The organism is Ulvibacter sp. 2210JD10-4, from assembly GCF_058148525.1.
The window spans coordinates 839,472-858,014 of record NZ_JBYVJZ010000001.1; the positions used below are offsets into that span (position 1 = coordinate 839,472).

An 18,543-nucleotide genomic window follows, 5' to 3' on the forward strand; every position below is an offset into this window, starting at 1 on the left:
TTGCGTAAATTTCGCTTAAATAAATCAATTTTAAAAATTGCAAACGCTCAATTGTAAAGGTACACTTATAGATCTTTCTGTCCCAAAGATAATGGGGATTATTAACGTTACTCCGGATTCTTTTTATGATGGCGGAAAAACCACAAACGAAAAAGAAATTCTGAAACAAACTGAAAAAATGCTGTCCGAAGGAGCCTCCTTCCTTGATATTGGCGGTTACAGTTCGCGCCCCGGTGCCGGCTCTGTTTCTGAAAAAGAAGAACTACAACGTGTACTTCCCGCTATTGAAGCAATTACAAAAAAATTTCCTGAGGCTCTCATTTCCATAGATACTTTCAGAAGTACTGTTGCCCAAAAAGCTGTAAATACCGGAGCAGCAATCGTAAATGATATTTCCGGCGGAAGTATGGATCCGGAAATGTTTCTAACAGTTTCCGCATTGCAAGTACCATACATTATAATGCATATGCGAGGTACGCCTCAAACGATGACACAACTAACCGATTACAACAATATCACCCAAGATGTTCTTAGTTTTTTCTCAAAAAGAATTGCACAGGCACAGGTTACCGGAATTAATGACATAGTAGCAGATCCGGGTTTTGGCTTTGCCAAAACCCGGTCTCAGAATTTTGAATTATTAAACAATCTGGAACTTTTCAATAGACTTGATGTACCTTATTTAGTAGGTATTTCCCGTAAATCTATGATATATAAAACGCTCAAAACTACTCCGGAAAACGCTTTAAACGGAACTACGACCTTACATACTATTGCTCTTTTAAAAGGAGCTTCTATCCTACGGGTACATGATGTAAAAGAAGCGATAGAATGTATTCATTTGGTCCAAAACCTAAAAAGCAATTCTTAATTTTTTAAAATTTTAACCTACTTTTACAAAAAGCCGATATCCTTTGGAACTTTTAGATTTTGCAGAAATTAAGATTATAGATGTTATTGATGTAGTACTTGTCGCTTTCCTAATGTACTACATATACAGGCTCGTTAAAGGAACCGTTGCCATTAATATTTTTGTTGGAATAGTGATCATCTATGCTATTTGGAAACTTACTGAATTACTGGAAATGGAACTTTTCAGTAAAATTTTAGGGGGCTTCTTAGGTGTTGGAATGTTTGCTCTTATTGTTGTTTTTCAACAAGAGATCCGTAAATTCTTATTGATGTTGGGATCGACAAATTTTGGCGCACGGCGTAAGCTTTTGAAACAATTTAAAATCCTCTCCAGTGAAGCCGGTACAGCTACTAACGTTAAGGCAATTCTTGATGCATGTAAAAAAATGGGGGCTACACATACAGGAGCTATTATTGTATTGAAACGTAATAACAGTCTTGATTTTGTGAAGAACTCCGGGGACGAGATGCGTATGGAGGTAAATCAGCCCATTATTGAGAGTATCTTTTTTAAGAATAGTCCTTTACACGATGGCGCTATCATCATTGAAGAAAATATCATTACAGCAACGCGAGTAATTTTACCGGTTTCAAATGACCGAAGTATCCCTCAACGCTTTGGATTACGCCACAGAGCAGCTGTTGGAATTACCGAAAAAACAGATGCTGTATGTTTAGTGGTTTCTGAAGAAAATGGACAAATTTCCTATTTAAGGGATGGAGATTTTGTTTTGTTCGAGACTCAGGATGAACTTTATCTACAGCTTGAGAAAGACCTGACCTATTAAAAAATGGAGTGTAAAAACTGTCAAACTTCCCTTCAAAAGGATGATAACTTTTGTAACATTTGCGGTGCAAAAGTAATTAGAAACAGATTGACTATTAGGAATGTTCTCAATGACTTCAGTGAGCAATTTTTAAATTATGACAACAAATTTTTAAGAACCTTTATAGGGCTTTTCAGAAATCCCGAAGAGGTTATAGGTGGATACCTCTGGGGTACCAGAAAAAAATATGTCAATGTTATAAGTTATTTTGCAATTGCACTTACCTTTTCCGGGCTTCAAATATTCATATTGAACAAGTTCTTTCCTGAGATTTTGGACCTTTCTGCAGTTACAGTAGAAGGGACCGAAGAGTTTTCAAAAAAGAATCTGGATTTTATCAATGAATACCAATCCATCGTAATGATGTTTTACGTTCCAATCTATGCATTTTTAGCAAAGCTGGTTTTTCTGAAGAAGAAAAATTTTAACTATACCGAACTCCTGGTAATATTCGCATATATCCTTTCCCAAATCTCTATTATTACCAGTGTGCTAACAATTATTGCCGCATTTTTTGGTATCTCTTTAGGATTTTTGGTTTTTATATTTATGCTGCTTCAAATTCTATATTCGGCATATTGTTTAAAGCATTTATACCATTTAAGTATGGGAGGTATTATTTTAAGAACTCTCTTGTTTCTATTAATATTAAGTATCTTTTTTGTTATAATCACCATAATAGTTACTATCATCGTGCGTTATACGGTTGGTTTTGAAGAACTAATACAGGTCAAAAAGACTAATGAGGTTTCCTATATGATCTCCTCCGCCATAAACTGCACCTCATAGAGGTTGCGGTAGTAACCGTCCTCCTTCTTAAGTAATTCTTTATGGGTTCCTATTTCTACAATCTTCCCGGCATCCATTACCAGAATCTTATCTGCTTTTTTAACAGTCGCCAATCGATGTGCAATAACAATGGAAGTTCTTCCTTTGGTGATCTTGTCTGTGGCAGTTTGTATCATTTCTTCGGAATAAGTGTCCACCGAAGAAGTTGCTTCATCCAATACTAAAATGCTGGGCTTACTTACATATGCTCTTAAAAAAGCTATTAATTGACGCTGTCCCGAAGATAACATCGCACCGCGTTCTTTCACATTATATTGATATCCCTCCGGAAGTGATTCTATAAATTTATGAACCCCAATCTCTTTAGCTGCCGTAATTACTTCTTCTTCGGTAATATCTGTGTTCTGTAATGTGATATTATTCAAAATGGTATCTGCGAATAAAAACACATCTTGTAAAACGATGGCAATATGGCTTCGCAATGAATTAAGTTTATAATCTTTAATTTCTATTCCGTCAATAAAAATAGCGCCACTATTAATTTCATAAAAACGATTCAGTAAATTGATGATTGTTGATTTTCCTGCACCCGTTGCACCAACAATGGCAACGGTTTCTCCCGGTTGCACTTCAAAAGAGATGTCTCTAATAACTTCTTCATCCTCATTATATCCAAAACGAACATTCTTAAACTCAATAGATCCACTCGTTTGGTGCAATTCTGTGAGGCCCTCGTCTGCGATATGTGATTGGGTATCTAAAATCCCAAAGACACGGTTCGCAGCAACCATACCCATTTGAAGCGTATTAAATTTATCTGCTATTTGCCGAAGCGGTCTAAATAGCATTTGTGACAATTCTACAAAAGCAACAATAAGCCCTAAGGTAATTACACCACCTTCCGCTGCATTAAGTCCACCATACCATACCAATAATCCTATGGCTACAGATGAAGACATTTCGGCAATTGGAAAAAATATAGAATTATACCATACTGTTTTTACCCACGCCTTTTTATGTTTTTCATTGATATTCTTAAATTGCCTGAATTCGGTTTCTTCGCGTGTAAAGATTTGCACGATCTTCATTCCGGTAATACGCTCTTGTACAAACGAATTTAAATTAGCTACCTGATTTCTAACCTCCTCAAATGCAACTTTCATTGCCCGTTGAAACACTCGTGTCGCATATAAGATAATAGGCAAAATAGCAAAGACAATCAATGACAATCGCCAGCTTTGATAGATCATAAACCCGGCAATAACGACCATTTTTAAAAGATCACTTATAATCATGAACAGTCCTTGACTAAAAATAGACGAGATAGTTTCAATGTCATTTACAGCACGGGTTGTGAGTCGCCCTACAGCACTTTTATCGAAGTATTCCATCTTAAAGCTCGTCATAAGTTTGAAAAGCTTTATACGAATATCTTTGATGACACTCTGTCCCAACCAGTTAGCATAAAAGATAAAAGCAAATTGAAAGATCACCTCCAATACCAGTACGACAACCATTAAAGAGATAAAGTAAATTAAGCTTTCTCCATCTTTAGGAACCACAGATTCATCTATGGTTCGTCTCAATAGATATGGTCTTAATATTGCCAGTCCGGACATTGCTATCGCTGCAAAGGCTACAAAATAGAATATCCACCGATAGGCGTTCGTAAACGCTAACAATCGTCTAAATAACTTAAAATCGAATGCCTTACCTGAGTCTGCCATTTACTGTTTTATTGTTTCAGGGTATATCACTTTTGTAAGGTACAACCCATGCGCGGGAGCTGAAGCTCCAGCTCTGCTCCTATCTTTGCTTTTAATTATGTTTTGGAATTCCGTAAGTGAAATTTTTTCATAGCCAACATCTAAAAGGGTCCCTACGATAGCACGCACCATATTTCGCAAAAAACGGTCTGCTGCAATTGTAAAAATTATCTGTGAATCTTTTTTGGTCCACACCGCTTTTTGAATACTACAATAATACGTTTTTACATCGGTTTTTGAACGCGAAAAGCATTGAAAATCGTTATAGTTCAATAACACGTTTGCGGCTTCATTCATTAAAGCCAGCTTTGGTTTTTGATGGATCAAATAAGCAAAGTCTTCCAAAAAAGGGTCTTTTTGAAGTGTTATTACATATTTATATTCGCGCTCTATCGCATCAAAACGGGCATGTACTTCTTCTTTAACTCTAAAAATATTTTTTGCAGAAATATCCTTCGGAAGGAAAGAATTCAATCTGAATATCAACTGTGGAATATCTTCAATCTCTTCAAGATCAAAATGTGCAAAAAGCTGTTTTGCATGAACACCGGTATCGGTTCTACCAGCTCCGGTTACTTTTATTTCTTTCCGAAACAATGTAGAAAGTGTACGCTCCAAAACTTCTTGTACACTTATAGCGTCCGGTTGTATTTGCCAGCCATGATAATTTTTTCCGTTGTAAGTTATTTCAATAAAATATCGCAAGGAATCTGTACTTTTGAGACAAAGTCAAAGATACATAAACTGAAATGCACAAAAGGTATATCCTTTTCATAAAATAAATGAAAAAAATCTTATTGCTTAGTGATACACATAGCTACATAGACGATAAAATTCTAAGTCATGTACAAAAAGTCGATGAAGTTTGGCATGCAGGCGATATTGGAGACCTAAGGGTTACAGATGCCATAAAAAAACTAAGGCCTTTACGTGCTGTATATGGAAATATCGATGATGCCAAAGCAAGGACCGAATTTCCCCTACACAATCGCTTCCTATGTGAAGCAGTAGACGTTTGGATTACACATATTGGTGGCTATCCCGGAAAGTATAATCCAAAAATCCGAGAAGATATCTATAACAATCCGCCCAGATTATTTATTGCCGGGCATTCACACATTCTGAAAGTAATGAATGATAAAAAAACCGGATTGCTTTACATGAATCCCGGAGCTGTTGGAAAACATGGGTTTCAAACTGTACGAACGATGCTTCGCTTTGAAGTAGATGGTGAAAAAATTCAGAATTTGGAAGTAATAGAATTTACAAGATAAAACCCCCAAAGATGGCATTCTTTGAGGGTTTTGCACTAAAATATACTAAGATGTAGTTTAGCGTAGTCGGTCAACAGATTTTACGAGATCCTCGTCCCTTTTGATGGCTTTATTGGCCAACACTAAAAAAACGATAGAAATGATGGGAAATAGCACCCCAATACCCTTCTCAGAGACCAATGTCTCTCCGGATAAGCTTAGCGACCTGTATACGAAAACTCCCAGTAATACAAAGTTTAATATGATATTTAAACGGTTCAGTACAAATTGTAATTGCCGTTTTTTAAAACTCAAAATTGAAATAACAACCAAGGCAATCGATGCAAAAATAAGCCCAAATACTAAGGGTTCGCTTCGCTCGATTACTACTACTCCCGCTTCATCCTGTACCATAGGAAACCATATATATAACGCTCCCGTTATTAAAGCAGAAACAATAAGATATACCGTTTGTATGCGTTGTAACATAATATTAAGTTGTAACAGAATGCAAAAATAGTGTTTCTTTTTAAAAAATTTAAATGCTAAATTTAATTTATTGTTGTATACTTGCAGTATCAATTCGTAACCACTTCAACAACGGTTACTTATGTCTTCGATAAAATTTTCAACTAATTACCTACACAAGAATTACATAATATCAACTTAAACTTATACATTTTTTAAATGTTAGAAATTTCAGAATTAAAAGCAAAAAAGTTGCCTGAACTTCAGGAACTTGCTAACGCATTAGGTGTTCCCAAATACCGAAGCTTAAAAAAGTTAGACTTAGTATATCAGATACTTGATTATCAAGCTACCAATCCAAAAGCAGTAAAAGTGGTCGTAGCAGAAGAGCCTTCGGCAAAAGAACCCGAGAAAAAGCCTGAGAAAAAGCCTGAGAAAAAAGAGGTCAGTTCCGAAAAGAAGCCACAACAAAGGGATAACCGCAATCGGCAACAGCGAAATGATCAACGTAATGACAATCGTACCGACAACAGAAATCAAAAAAGTCATCAAAAAGGTCAAGATTCTAAAAAACAAAATGATGACAAACGTACTAACAATGACCAAGTAAGTACTGGAAATGATGCAAAACCAAAGCATCAAAAAGAAAATAAACGAAAAGACGGAAATCAGCAGAGTAATCCAAAAGATAACCGAAATAACGGGAACAAGGATAACCGCAATAGATATAAAGAACCTGATTTTGAATTTGACAGTATCATTGAGAGTGAAGGCGTGTTAGACATTATGCAGGATGGGTACGGATTTTTACGTTCCAGTGATTATAACTACTTATCGTCTCCAGATGATATCTATGTGTCACAGTCTCAAATACGTTTGTTTGGACTTAAAACCGGAGATACCGTTTTAGGGGAGGTTCGTCCTCCAAAGGAAGGTGAGAAATACTTCCCACTGATAAAAGTGAATAAAATAAACGGGCTAAACCCAAATGTGGTTCGTGACCGTGTTTCTTTTGAGCATTTAACACCTCTCTTCCCTCAGGAAAAGTTTAATATAGCAGATAAACAAAGTACCATTTCAACGCGTATTATAGATTTGTTTGCTCCTATAGGTAAAGGACAACGTGGAATGATAGTTTCGCAGCCCAAAACCGGTAAAACAATGTTATTAAAAGATATTGCAAATGCCATTGCTGCTAATCATCCGGAAGTATATCAAATAATTCTTTTGATCGATGAAAGACCGGAAGAGGTTACAGATATGCAACGTAATGTGAGTGGTGAAGTGGTAGCTTCTACTTTCGATAAAGAAGCTACAGAACACGTGAGAGTAGCTAATCTTGTTATTGATAAAGCAAAGCGATTGGTAGAATGTGGCCACGATGTTGTCATTCTTTTAGACTCGATTACACGTCTGGCAAGAGCGTATAACACAGTACAACCAGCCAGTGGGAAAATATTGAGTGGTGGTGTAGATGCTAACGCTTTACACAAACCTAAGCGATTCTTTGGAGCGGCTCGAAATATTGAAAATGGAGGGTCTTTAAGTATTATAGCTACAGCACTTACGGAAACAGGTTCGAAAATGGATGAAGTGATTTTTGAAGAATTTAAAGGAACCGGTAATATGGAGCTTCAGTTAGATAGAAAAATTTCTAACCGAAGAATATTCCCTGCTATCGATCTTACATCATCCAGTACACGTAGAGATGATCTACTGTTAGATGAGAAGACTATTCAACGTATGTGGGTAATGCGTAAGTATCTGGCAGATATGAATCCGGTGGAAGCAATGGAATTTATAAACGAACGCTTTAAACAAACCCGAAACAATGAAGAGTTCTTGATCTCTATGAATGGATAATATTTATAATATTAATTTTTTAGAAAGAACCATAACAAAAAAAGCCTCGCAAATGCGAGGCTTTTTTTGTTGATTTTATGAATTCGTACGCTATTATTGCTTAACAACTTTTTGTACAAACTTACCTGCAGAAGTATCTAAGTTCAACATATAGATTCCTCTTGCAAGATTAGAAGTATTCATGGTACCATTAACCAACTTTACTCCTGTATCTTTACCTAGAATATCGTATAAAACAGCATTTTTGATTTCAAGAACAGAAGGTGTCTTAATGTTTAACACTTCTGAAGCAGGGTTAGGGTAAATTGAAATTTTTGACAATGCATTTTCGCCAACTCCTAAAAGTGGATTACAGTCTCCGCTTAAAAGATAATATCCTTCACCTTCGTCTTCGTCTCCATTTCCAGTACCAAAATCTACGTAGCCCCAAGTACCCGTACCTGAATCAAATTGTACTAGTGGTCTACCTACAAGCACATTGGAGGGATCAGTTTGGTCTTCACGCATTTCAAAAAAAGTAGTATTGGTCGAAACAGTGTTTGTAACCTGTATACCTACCCAATAAGAAGTCTCACTTCCTTGTTGTCCATCAAATTGGAAAGGAGTTACAGTAAATTCAATTTCGTGAACATCTGCAACAGGGTTTGTCCAAGGCGCAGTGGAATTAACCGTTATAGGGATATTAAATTCTGAACCTATTTCGGCACCTGGAAAACCGCTACCATCATCTTCATAATAAGTTAAAAAAGCAAAATCAGGAACAGTAGCATCTCCATTAAGAGTTAAAAAGTTCGTTAAAACACCTTCTAAAGTAAAAGACTCACCATCCGGTACTAATATGTCAATCGCGGATATAAAACCACTACCAATATTAGAACCTGCCGCACCAAGAATATCTCCGGTAGTATTACCTTGATCACAAGGTGCTCTATTCTCATCATAATTCTGAGTAGTTGGTACAGGCACATCTAAGCCTACAGCTCTATCAGAAATTGTAGCATTGTTTTGAGCATTAACGGCAACTAAAGTGAAAGCAGCCATAAATGATAGCATAATTTTTTTCATAATTATTTCTGTATTAAAAAGTTAGTAATTAGTCAAATATATAAAACCATTTAACAAAATTAGTCGTTATACAAAATTTTTACTAATATTTTCTATTCTGTATTAAGGTCATTTGTATCCTTATAAAAGCAAAAAGCCTTGTGTTTACAAGGCTTTTCATATATTTTGAAACAGACAGACTCTTACTGCTTAACAACTTTTTGTATAAATCTACCTGCGGAAGTATTTAAGTTCAACATATAGATGCCTCTTGTAAGATTAGAAGTATTCATAGTACCATTTACTAATCTTACTCCTGTATCTTTACCTAATACATCGTAAAGAACAGCACCCTTAATTTCTAGAGCAGATGGTGCGCTGATGTTTAACACTTCTGAAGCGGGGTTAGGATATACAGATACTTTAGAAAGTAAATAATCATTTACTGATAACTGTGTGCAATCTCCACCAAATTGAAAATTACCAAATAATTCTCCACTTTCATTTTCACCTTGTATTTCAATTTTAGTTACAACTTCATCAGAAATGAAGCCAAAGAATGTTTGACTATCAATAGGTGTAATTACTGTAAATGTATCGATAAGAGCTCCTCCTGCACCATAGATTCTAACTTCAGTACTAGGGTCAACATTTTCCCATATATCCATAGTAACTGCATAAACATCAACAGAGAAGTTTATAATTGTATACTCAGGCCATGACATAGCACCTGCCAATGCGTCAACATTACCAATAGCTGCCGGTGGAATAGAAACAACGCTCGTTGCATTGGAAGCTTCTACGGAAAATCCATCTTCCAATTCACCCGCTGCCCAGCACCCATCTCCGGCACTACTCACAAGAGGACCACAATCTGTAATACCTCCAGGTCCTCCACCAAAATCTTCCGAAGTTAAAGTTCCCGAACAATTTGCAGCAAAAGCGATATCAAAATCAACTAAACTATTATAGGTACCTATAATAGGTTGTCTGTTATTATCAACTCTTGTTATAATAGCTGGAGTGTTTGACTGACTTGCCTGTTGTATACCAACACCTCCAAGATCGGCATAAGACTGTTGTCCAATTGCTGTCATAGCAAAAAGGCAAAATAAAAGGGTAATTTTTTTCATAATTGAATAGTATATTAAATTAGTTTTATAATCAAATATATGAAACCATTTGGGAAAACTAGTTGTTATATAAAATATTATCTCCTGTTTTTTATTCTACATTGAAGCCATTTGTATTTTCACAAAAACAAAAAAGCCTTGCAAATACAAGGCTTTTCATATATTTTGAGAACAGTATCTTACTGCTTAACAACTTTGTGTATAAGTGTACCAACTGAGGTTTTTATATTCAATAAATATACTCCTCTGGCGAGATTAGATGTGTTAACAACGTCATCTATCAATTTCAAGCCAGTATCTTTACCTGTAACATCGAACACAGAAGAACTAACTAACTCTACATTAGATGGTAATTTAACATTTAAAATATCACTTGTAGGGTTTGGATAAATAGAAGTAGCCTCAGCTAAGTTGTCATTGGTCCCTAATACAACATTATCACCAATAAGGTTTAAGATAATATCACTATCAAAACCTGCTCCAATATCCGCCATAAGAGTTGGTACATCAATACTACAGTCAGTAGCAGATAACCAAGAAGGAGCTGATTCACCTAAAGTATTTTGCCCAATTCTAAAGGCTACAGTATCGTCATCCAATCCAATTAGTTCAACTACAACCTCATCTCCTGGTGCAACTACAGCAGGAGTATCTAAGTCCGCAACAATTAAAGTTCCTACATCTGCAGCAGTAACTACAGTAGTTGCATTAGTCCCTATTAAAGTTAGATTCCCTAATGGAAAAGGAGCGTCTGTAGTATAAACATTTACTATCAAACTCGCACTTGGAGCAAAATCAACCTGACCAATACCAAATTCAACGCTTCTAATTTCAAAATCCATTGTTACTGCAGGGAAATCTGGAAGGTAATAAGATCTCCACCAGTTATTTTGAGCAGTAGGACCATCTTGAACCCCACAAGCAACACCAGATTCAATAGTTGCTACATCAGTTGAATGCGACAAGGTTATCTGTGCACTCATAAAAGTTGTTGCCAGTAAAGCAACAAAAAGTAGTGTAATTTTTTTCATAATTAATTATTTTAAAGTTTAATATTGAGTAACAAAGATATAAAAGCAATTAGTATAAATCTTCCATTGCGTGTTAAATCTTTTGGCTTTAGACTTCTCTTAAATACTATAAATAGTACAATTGTTAAATATTTTGTTATTTTGTTCTCATGAAAAAAATCACTTTCCTCATTTGCATAATTTGCATTGCTTCCTGTTCATCGAAGAAGAAAAAAAATAACTTCGATTTTACTACTGTTTTTGAAAAATCAAAAGGTATGGAAACTGCTACTTATCATGAAACCATAACTTTTTACGAAAATCTTTCAGAACAACATACTTCTATAGCGATGTATACAATGGGGAAAACTGATAGTGGCAATCCTTTACATTTAATAACTTTTAACCCGGACAGAACCTTTGAATCTGAGTTTTCTAACGATGAAAACAAAAACATCCTTTTGATCAACAATGGTATTCATCCCGGTGAAAGTGACGGGATTGATGCATCCATGTTATTATTAAGGGATCTTGCTGAAGGAAAAATTAACGCTCCCAAAAACACTATTATAGCTGTAATCCCCATATACAATATCGGTGGCTCACTAAACCGAAACAATTCAACCCGAACCAACCAAAATGGGCCTGTTTCTTATGGTTTTAGAGGTAATGCCCGCAATTATGACCTTAACAGGGACTTTATAAAGGCAGATACCAAAAATGCACGTGCTTTTATAGATATTTTCAGAACTGTAAACCCAGATCTATTTATTGATAACCATGTGAGTAATGGAGCTGATTATCAGTACATCCTAACACATTTATTTACACAACATAATAAACTGGGAGGTGAATTGGGTACTTATATACATACTTCTTTAATGCCGAAATTAGAAGATTCGCTGAAACAAAAAGAGTGGGATATTACACCCTATGTAAATATTTTTAATCGTATCCCTGAGAGTGGTTTTTCACAGTTCATGGATAATCCAAGATATTCGACCGGATACACCACTTTGTACAATACTATTGGGATGATGGTGGAAACACATATGCTTAAACCCTATAAACAACGTGTAGAAGGCACTTACGAGTTAATGAAAAGTTTTATTGAAATAGCCGATAAAGATGCAGAGGTAATTAAAGAACTTCGTAAAAATGCTGTTACCAATTATAAAACCGGAAATATGTACCCCCTTTCCTGGAAAATAGACAGTTCAAAAACAACTACACTCTCATTTAAAGGCTACGAAGGAGAAATGAATCCTAGTAATATAACCAATGCAAATCGTTTAAAATATGATCGTAGCAAACCGTTTACAAAAGGAGTTACCTATTATAATCATTTTATCCCTAACCAAACAGTTACAATCCCTTCTGCCTATATTATACCACAAGGATGGTGGAATCTTATTGACCTTTTAAAGTTAAATAATATAAGAATGAAAAGAGTGCAAAAAGATACTGTTATCACTGCAGAAGTCTATAGAATTAAGAATTATGAAACTGTTCGAAATCCTTATGAAGGACATTATTTACATTACAATACACAAACCGAAACCAAAGTTGAAGAAGTCTCTGTTAAAAAAGGAGATTATACAATAGATACTCAACAAAGCGGTGTTCGTTATTTACTGGAAACCTTAGAGCCTTCTGCTCCTGATTCATTCTTTAATTGGAACTTTTTTGATACTATACTACAGCAAAAGGAAGGTTTTTCTCCATATGTTTGGGAAGATAAGGCTGAAGCTTTTTTAAATGAAAATCCAATAATAAAGGCTCAATTTGAAGCTAAGAAAGCTGGTGACCTTAATTTTGCTAATAACTGGTATGCACAATTGGACTGGATACATAAACAATCACCAAATTATGAAAAATCACACTTGCGATATCCTATCGTTAGGGTGGGTGGTTAAATACTCTTTTGGGAATAGAAGTTTAATATTTTCATAAGAATCTTGTAATGCTTTTTGCGTTTTTTCAAAATTCTTCCAACGTACCTTTTTAATCCCTTCTTCAGGTTCGGGAATTAAAGGGCCATTGTAATTTGTATACATTTCATACCAATAGGTCACTTTTAGTTTGAACTTATCATTGCGCTTAAAAACATGATATGTTTTGGTAATAAATCTTTTCACTTCAAGATCTTTTACACCTGTTTCTTCTATAGTTTCTCGTAAAGCGGCAGCTTCATACGTTTCACCTTTCTCAACTTTCCCTTTGGGTAAATCCCATTTCTTGTTTCGGCGTATAAAAAGGATTTCTTTTTTATCATTAAATACCATACTTCCGCCAGCTTCAACCACCGGGAGTTTTTTCCGAAGAAATTTTTCCAGTTTTTCCGGGTTTTTGTGATAAAGATTCACGTATAGTAATTCACCATTATTGATCTTTTTTATTAATTTTTTGAACTTGGCTAGCTTTAAAGGAATGGAGGTATACTGTTTTCCTATTTTTTTCTCAGTAGAGAGAATTATAGGAATATCATTGACAAAAACTTTATACATTTGCATTATGATTTTAAGCAAAGAAACAGCACAAAAAACGGCTGAATTACTATTGCAAATTAATGCAATTAAATTACAACCACAAAACCCCTTTATCTGGGCATCAGGATGGAAGTCTCCTATATATTGTGATAATCGTATAACTCTTTCATACCCTGCAATCCGTAACTTTTTACGAGAACATATGGCAGCACAAATTGAAGATATTTATGGAAAACCGGATGTAATTGCCGGTGTTGCAACTGGTGCAATTGGTATAGGTGCCTTAGTGGCAGACTACCTCAATCTTCCTTTTTGCTATATTCGCCCGGAAGCAAAAAAGCATGGGCGTCAAAATAAAATCGAGGGGCATGTGGAAGCCAACCAAACTGTTGTTGTTGTGGAAGACCTTATTAGTACCGGCAAAAGTAGTTTGCTCGCTGTAGAAGCACTTAGAGAGGCCAATGTCAATGTAAAAGGGATGGTAGCTATTTTTTCTTACGGATTTGAGGTTGCTGAAAACAATTTTAAAAAAGCAGCTGTTCTCCTTCATACCCTAAGCAACTATGAAAACCTTTTACAACAAGCTGAAAAATCTAATTATATTTCTGCAGAAGAAGCAAAACTTTTAGGTCAGTGGCGCAAAGACCCCGGGAATTGGAACCCCAAATCCAAGATCAATGTAGAAAAGGCATAATTATTGCCTATTAGCAACTTAAAAAAGCACACCTTATCTATGGAATTGAACAGTAAAAAAATAACCGTACAAAAATCTGCTGAAGAGCTATGTGATTTTCTCAGTGATGTAAAGAATTTTGAACAACTAATGCCGGAGAACATTAGTAAATTTGAAGTAATTAATGAAAAAGCCTTTGTATTTGCATTAAAAGGAATGCCGGAAATTGCATTGGAAGTGAAGGAGGTTAACGCCCCAAACAAAGTAGTTTTGGGAGCAATGAGTGATAAAATTCCGTTTACATTAATTGGTGATATCGAAGCTGTAAGTGATAGTTCATCTCAAGCTGAACTGCAATTTCAAGGAGATTTTAACCCCATGATGGCTATGATGATCAAAGGGCCCATCACTAAATTTCTGGACACCCTAAGTACTAATTTGGAACAGGTTTAAAAAAGTAATTTAATTTCTTTTAACTGATATTTATAAGATTTCTGGTCTTCTTTCTCAACTAGTAATTCTCCAGTTTCTGCTATACCTTTAATTATTCCATTGAATTGCTTCCCCATAGTGTCTTCAAATGTGGATACCTTATTTTTTCTAAAAAGTGTGGCTTCATATTCCTTTTTTAAAACTTCAAAATTTGATATGGAAATACGTTCCAGTTGGGAGAGTATTGCTTCACAGACCAACTTCAGTATAACATCTAGATCGTATTTTTTATTTGTTACCAAAAAAAGAGAGGTGGCATTTGGTAATCCCTCAAATTCAGATTCATTTACATTGAGTCCTACTCCAATAACTGAAGCTTCCAACTTTGTCCCTTTCACCTGATTTTCAATTAAAATCCCCGCAACTTTTTTTTGGTATGACATTATGTCGTTAGGCCATTTAATAGAAACTGAAGGAATTTTAAGTTTTTCCAATGCCGTTTGAACTCCTAAAGAAACAGCAAAAGCTATATAAGGCTGATGAAGTGCAGATACGCTGTTAAATCTCTTAAAGACACTAAATGCAATGCTTTCACCTTCTTTAGATCTCCATCCTGAACCCATTTGACCCTTCCCCTTTGTTTGCTTTTTAGCAACCACAACAAGGGCATCTTCCAACATTGTATCTTTACTTAAATTCCTGAGGTAGGTGTTGGTAGAATCAATGGCATTAAGTTTGATTATTTTCACAAGGTAAAAGATTGTGTTAATGTTACGCTTACAAAGCGTTTCAAGAAACAAAAAAGTAATAACTTTGTGCAAATAAATTCCATTAATGTCAAAAAAAGAAATAGGAACAGATCAACTTGTAACAAAAATAATAGCAGGAATTGAAGAAGTTAAGGGGCAGAATATTGAAATTCTGGACCTTAGGGATATAGAAAACACAGTATGTGACTATTTCATTATCTGTGACGGCACCTCAAATACTCAAGTAAATGCAATTGTAAATTCAGTTCAGAAAATAGTAAGCAAAGCTGCTCAAGAAAAGCCTTGGCATGTTGAAGGAAGTGATAATGCAGAGTGGGTCTTAATGGATTATGTTAATGTCGTAGTACATATTTTTCAAAAACATATCCGCGAATTTTATGATATTGAAGGATTATGGGGCGATGCCAAATCTGTAAAAATAGAAACAACTTATTAAAACTAATTAAGCCATATGGCCGAAGAAAATAAAAAACCCGAAATAAAAAAACCAAAATTCAATGCCTATTGGATTTATGCCGCTATCATTTTAGTGTTTTTAGGTATTCAATTTTTTGGTGGAAGTAGTTGGTCTCAACCTGAAAAAACTACTCAAGCCGATTTTCAAAGATATTTGGAAGAAGGTGATGTTGAAAAAATTGAAATCATCAATAAAAAAATTGCAAAGGTCTATCTTACACCTGAAGCAAAAAATAAAGAAGTGCATTCAAAAAAGAAAGGATCTACCTTTTTGCAAAGTGCAAGTGATGCATCATATCAATTTGAATTTGGAGATCTTCAAAATTTTGAGAACAATATCAACCAGATAAAGGAACGTAATAACCTAAATACTAAAATAGTCTGGAATACAGACAGCAATATGTGGGGGGAACTTCTGCTTACACTACTCCCTTTCATTGTAATTATTGGTATATGGATCTTTATTATGCGCCGAATGTCATCCGGTGCCGGAGGTGGTGCAGGGGGACAGATTTTCAATATTGGGAAATCCAAGGCCAAACTGTTTGATGAAAAGACCGATGTTAAAACATCTTTCAAAGACGTTGCAGGTTTAGAAGGTGCTAAGGAAGAAGTTCAGGAAATTGTAGATTTCTTGAAATATCCTTCAAAATATACCGCTCTTGGTGGTAAAATTCCTAAAGGAGCTTTGTTAGTAGGCCCTCCCGGAACCGGTAAAACCTTATTGGCAAAAGCCGTTGCCGGTGAAGCAAAAGTACCTTTCTTTTCCTTGTCAGGTTCAGATTTTGTTGAAATGTTTGTTGGTGTAGGTGCTTCACGTGTACGTGACCTCTTTAAGCAAGCAAAGGAAAAATCTCCTTCAATTATTTTCATTGATGAGATAGATGCCATTGGTCGTGCCAGAGGGAAAAATAATTTTTCAGGTTCTAACGACGAACGTGAAAATACCCTCAATCAACTATTAACTGAAATGGACGGTTTTGGCACCAATACTAACGTAATCGTTCTGGCTGCTACGAACCGTGCTGATGTTTTGGATAAAGCTTTGATGCGTGCAGGGCGTTTTGACAGGCAAATTTATGTTGACCTTCCGGATGTTCGTGAACGTAAAGAAATTTTTGAAGTACACCTTCGGCCTATTAAAATAGATGATTCTCTCGATACAGATTTTCTTTCCAAACAAACCCCAGGTTTTTCGGGGGCAGATATTGCAAATGTATGTAACGAAGCTGCTTTGATTGCTGCAAGACAAGAAAAGAAATCTGTTGGCAAACAAGATTTCCTTGATGCAGTGGATCGTATTGTTGGTGGACTGGAGAAGAAAAATAAGATTATTACTCCAGATGAAAAGAAAGCGATTGCTTTCCACGAAGCTGGACATGCTACAGTGAGCTGGATGCTGGAACATGCAGCTCCGCTCGTAAAGGTTACTATAGTACCGCGAGGACAATCCTTAGGTGCTGCTTGGTACTTACCAGAGGAAAGGCTTATTGTACGGCCTGAGCAAATGCTTGATGAAATGTGTGCTACTATGGGAGGACGTGCCGCTGAAAAAGTTATTTTTGACAAAATTTCTACCGGTGCCTTAAGTGACCTTGAGAAAGTGACCAAACAAGCCCGTGCTATGGTAACAGTTTATGGCCTTAATGAGACTATAGGAAATTTGACCTATTACGACTCTTCCAGCCAGAATGAATACGGTTTCACAAAACCTTATAGTGAAAAAACTGCCGAGATGATCGACAAAGAAATTTCAAAAATCATTGAAGAACAGTACCAACGAGCAATTGATTTACTTAGAAAGAATAAAGATAAACTTACTTTATTAGCCAACGAATTACTGGAAAAAGAGGTTATATTTAAGGATAACCTTCAAAGAATATTTGGCGACAGACCTTTCGAAAAAACCGAAGAAGAAGAAAAAGTGGCGACCACATAAGGTTGCCCTTTTTTGTTTACCTATATAAACTTTAGTTTTAAGGTAACAAAACTTCAGTATAGATTTTATATATTTGAAGAATAACGACGTATAAGAACTCCTCAAATTGCTATAAATGAGTCTCTTTAAAAGACTTTTAAATCCTAATTATAAGTCAGAAGAAAAAGCCAAAAAATCTGACCACGGTAAATATTACCCTGAGGACAAGCTACCTACAGATGAGAAGTTTACATATAATTTTAATAAGAATGGCGGGAAATTTCTCTATTGTGAAAATCTAGAAGAAGTTCTGGAAGCGTTTGATAATATTCTGTTGGAAAATGACTGGTACGAACGTGATGTATTTTGTATTAATGAGCAATTAACTGAAAGATTTTCTGGATACAATCTAAATTTTATAAAAAAACCAAATGCTACTTTTTTTCTATCTACTTGTGAATCTTTAGTGGCAAACAACGGTTCTATTTTGCTTTGTTCTAATCAAATAAAAGAAAAAAAGCTAAAAGAGCTCCCTGCAAATTTTGTGATCTTTGCCACTACAAGTCAATTAGTAGATAGTATTAGCGAAGGGCTTCGTAATATAAAAAACCAAAGCAAAAGGCATATTCCCAGTAATATAACAACTATTCAAGACTTTGAAACAGAAAAAGAAAAGGATTTTATGAGTTATGGAAGTAGCACAAAAAACCTATATTTGCTGCTTTTGGAAGACCTGTAAT

The 18,543-nt window shown here is 35.4% G+C and carries 19 protein-coding genes; 11 read left to right on the forward strand and 8 right to left on the reverse strand.

Going from position 1 to position 18,543, the window contains the following annotated elements; translation table 11 throughout:
• Positions 1–37 precede the first annotated feature (37 nt).
• Genes folP through ACY2RT_RS04195 form a run of 3 tightly spaced genes read left to right on the forward strand, consistent with a single transcriptional unit; the run spans position 38 to position 2,528 of the window.
• Positions 38–871, forward strand: coding sequence for a dihydropteroate synthase (gene folP / locus ACY2RT_RS04185; RefSeq protein ID WP_490154621.1), 834 nt, complete (start codon positions 38–40; stop codon positions 869–871).
• Positions 872–914: 43 nt separating this feature from the next.
• Positions 915–1,700: a diadenylate cyclase gene (locus ACY2RT_RS04190; protein ID WP_490154622.1), complete on the forward strand. Its 786-nt coding sequence runs from the start codon at positions 915–917 to the stop codon at positions 1,698–1,700.
• Positions 1,701–1,703: 3 nt separating this feature from the next.
• Positions 1,704–2,528: a DUF3667 domain-containing protein gene (locus tag ACY2RT_RS04195; protein ID WP_490154623.1), complete on the forward strand. Its 825-nt coding sequence runs from the start codon at positions 1,704–1,706 to the stop codon at positions 2,526–2,528.
• Here ACY2RT_RS04195 and ACY2RT_RS04200 read toward each other — a convergent pair.
• Entirely contained in the window at positions 2,492–4,255 is a 1,764-nt protein-coding gene (locus tag ACY2RT_RS04200; RefSeq protein WP_490154624.1) for an ABC transporter ATP-binding protein, read from the reverse strand. The two genes, ACY2RT_RS04195 and ACY2RT_RS04200, sit on opposite strands and share 37 nt — an antisense overlap.
• On the reverse strand, positions 4,256–4,999 hold the full coding sequence (gene truA, locus ACY2RT_RS04205; RefSeq protein WP_490154625.1) for a tRNA pseudouridine(38-40) synthase TruA: 744 nt from the start codon (positions 4,997–4,999) through the stop codon (positions 4,256–4,258).
• A 77-nt stretch (positions 5,000–5,076) separates the two neighbouring features.
• Between truA and ACY2RT_RS04210 the strand changes: the two genes are divergently transcribed.
• Positions 5,077–5,568, forward strand: coding sequence for a metallophosphoesterase family protein (locus ACY2RT_RS04210; protein ID WP_490154626.1), 492 nt, complete (start codon positions 5,077–5,079; stop codon positions 5,566–5,568).
• Positions 5,569–5,625: 57 nt separating this feature from the next.
• Here ACY2RT_RS04210 and ACY2RT_RS04215 read toward each other — a convergent pair whose 3' ends face one another.
• The gene (locus tag ACY2RT_RS04215; RefSeq protein WP_490154627.1) at positions 5,626–6,036 is read right to left on the reverse strand and encodes a DUF4293 domain-containing protein; all 411 of its coding nucleotides are present in this window, start codon (positions 6,034–6,036) and stop codon (positions 5,626–5,628) included.
• Between the two features lie 198 nt (positions 6,037–6,234).
• Between ACY2RT_RS04215 and rho the strand changes: the two genes are divergently transcribed.
• Complete coding sequence (gene rho, locus ACY2RT_RS04220) at positions 6,235–7,878, forward strand: transcription termination factor Rho (protein WP_490154628.1); 1,644 nt, start codon at positions 6,235–6,237, stop codon at positions 7,876–7,878.
• Between the two features lie 93 nt (positions 7,879–7,971).
• On the opposite strand, the gene ACY2RT_RS04225 is transcribed toward rho, so the two are convergent.
• From ACY2RT_RS04225 to ACY2RT_RS04235, 3 genes are all read right to left on the reverse strand, one after another.
• The gene (locus ACY2RT_RS04225) at positions 7,972–8,943 is read right to left on the reverse strand and encodes a T9SS type A sorting domain-containing protein (RefSeq protein WP_490154629.1); all 972 of its coding nucleotides are present in this window, start codon (positions 8,941–8,943) and stop codon (positions 7,972–7,974) included.
• Between the two features lie 182 nt (positions 8,944–9,125).
• Positions 9,126–10,055: a T9SS type A sorting domain-containing protein gene (locus tag ACY2RT_RS04230; RefSeq protein WP_490154630.1), complete on the reverse strand. Its 930-nt coding sequence runs from the start codon at positions 10,053–10,055 to the stop codon at positions 9,126–9,128.
• A gap of 179 nt (positions 10,056–10,234) precedes the next feature.
• Positions 10,235–11,086 (reverse strand): T9SS type A sorting domain-containing protein, encoded by an 852-nt coding sequence (locus tag ACY2RT_RS04235; protein WP_490154631.1) that lies wholly within the window; start codon positions 11,084–11,086, stop codon positions 10,235–10,237.
• Between the two features lie 149 nt (positions 11,087–11,235).
• Here ACY2RT_RS04235 and ACY2RT_RS04240 point away from each other — a divergent pair, with 149 nt between their 5' ends.
• A complete protein-coding gene (locus ACY2RT_RS04240) occupies positions 11,236–12,981 on the forward strand; it encodes a M14 family metallopeptidase (RefSeq protein ID WP_490154632.1) in 1,746 nt (581 codons plus the stop codon).
• Here the strand turns inward: ACY2RT_RS04240 and ACY2RT_RS04245 are convergent.
• Positions 12,943–13,572, reverse strand: a complete 630-nt coding sequence (locus ACY2RT_RS04245) for an NUDIX hydrolase (RefSeq protein WP_490154633.1) — start codon at positions 13,570–13,572, stop codon at positions 12,943–12,945. The genes ACY2RT_RS04240 and ACY2RT_RS04245 overlap by 39 nt on opposite strands.
• A gap of 7 nt (positions 13,573–13,579) precedes the next feature.
• On the opposite strand from ACY2RT_RS04245, the gene pyrE reads away from it, so the two are divergent.
• Both pyrE and ACY2RT_RS04255 read left to right on the forward strand, forming a co-directional pair.
• Positions 13,580–14,248 carry an orotate phosphoribosyltransferase gene (gene pyrE / locus ACY2RT_RS04250; RefSeq protein ID WP_490154634.1) on the forward strand — a complete coding sequence of 223 codons (669 nt, stop codon included), beginning with the start codon at positions 13,580–13,582 and terminating at the stop codon, positions 14,246–14,248.
• Positions 14,249–14,287: 39 nt separating this feature from the next.
• A complete protein-coding gene (locus ACY2RT_RS04255) occupies positions 14,288–14,680 on the forward strand; it encodes an SRPBCC family protein (protein ID WP_490154635.1) in 393 nt (130 codons plus the stop codon).
• Here the strand turns inward: ACY2RT_RS04255 and ACY2RT_RS04260 are convergent.
• Positions 14,677–15,408: a biotin--[acetyl-CoA-carboxylase] ligase gene (locus ACY2RT_RS04260; protein ID WP_490154636.1), complete on the reverse strand. Its 732-nt coding sequence runs from the start codon at positions 15,406–15,408 to the stop codon at positions 14,677–14,679. The two genes, ACY2RT_RS04255 and ACY2RT_RS04260, sit on opposite strands and share 4 nt — an antisense overlap.
• A gap of 85 nt (positions 15,409–15,493) precedes the next feature.
• Between ACY2RT_RS04260 and rsfS the strand changes: the two genes are divergently transcribed.
• The 3 genes from rsfS (at position 15,494) to ACY2RT_RS04275 (ending at position 18,542) form a co-directional block, all read left to right on the forward strand.
• Entirely contained in the window at positions 15,494–15,865 is a 372-nt protein-coding gene (rsfS, locus tag ACY2RT_RS04265; RefSeq protein WP_490154637.1) for a ribosome silencing factor, read from the forward strand.
• Between the two features lie 15 nt (positions 15,866–15,880).
• Positions 15,881–17,824, forward strand: a complete 1,944-nt coding sequence (gene ftsH, locus ACY2RT_RS04270; RefSeq protein ID WP_490154638.1) for an ATP-dependent zinc metalloprotease FtsH — start codon at positions 15,881–15,883, stop codon at positions 17,822–17,824.
• Between the two features lie 115 nt (positions 17,825–17,939).
• Positions 17,940–18,542 carry an LUD domain-containing protein gene (locus tag ACY2RT_RS04275; protein WP_490154639.1) on the forward strand — a complete coding sequence of 201 codons (603 nt, stop codon included), beginning with the start codon at positions 17,940–17,942 and terminating at the stop codon, positions 18,540–18,542.
• Position 18,543 lies beyond the last annotated feature (1 nt).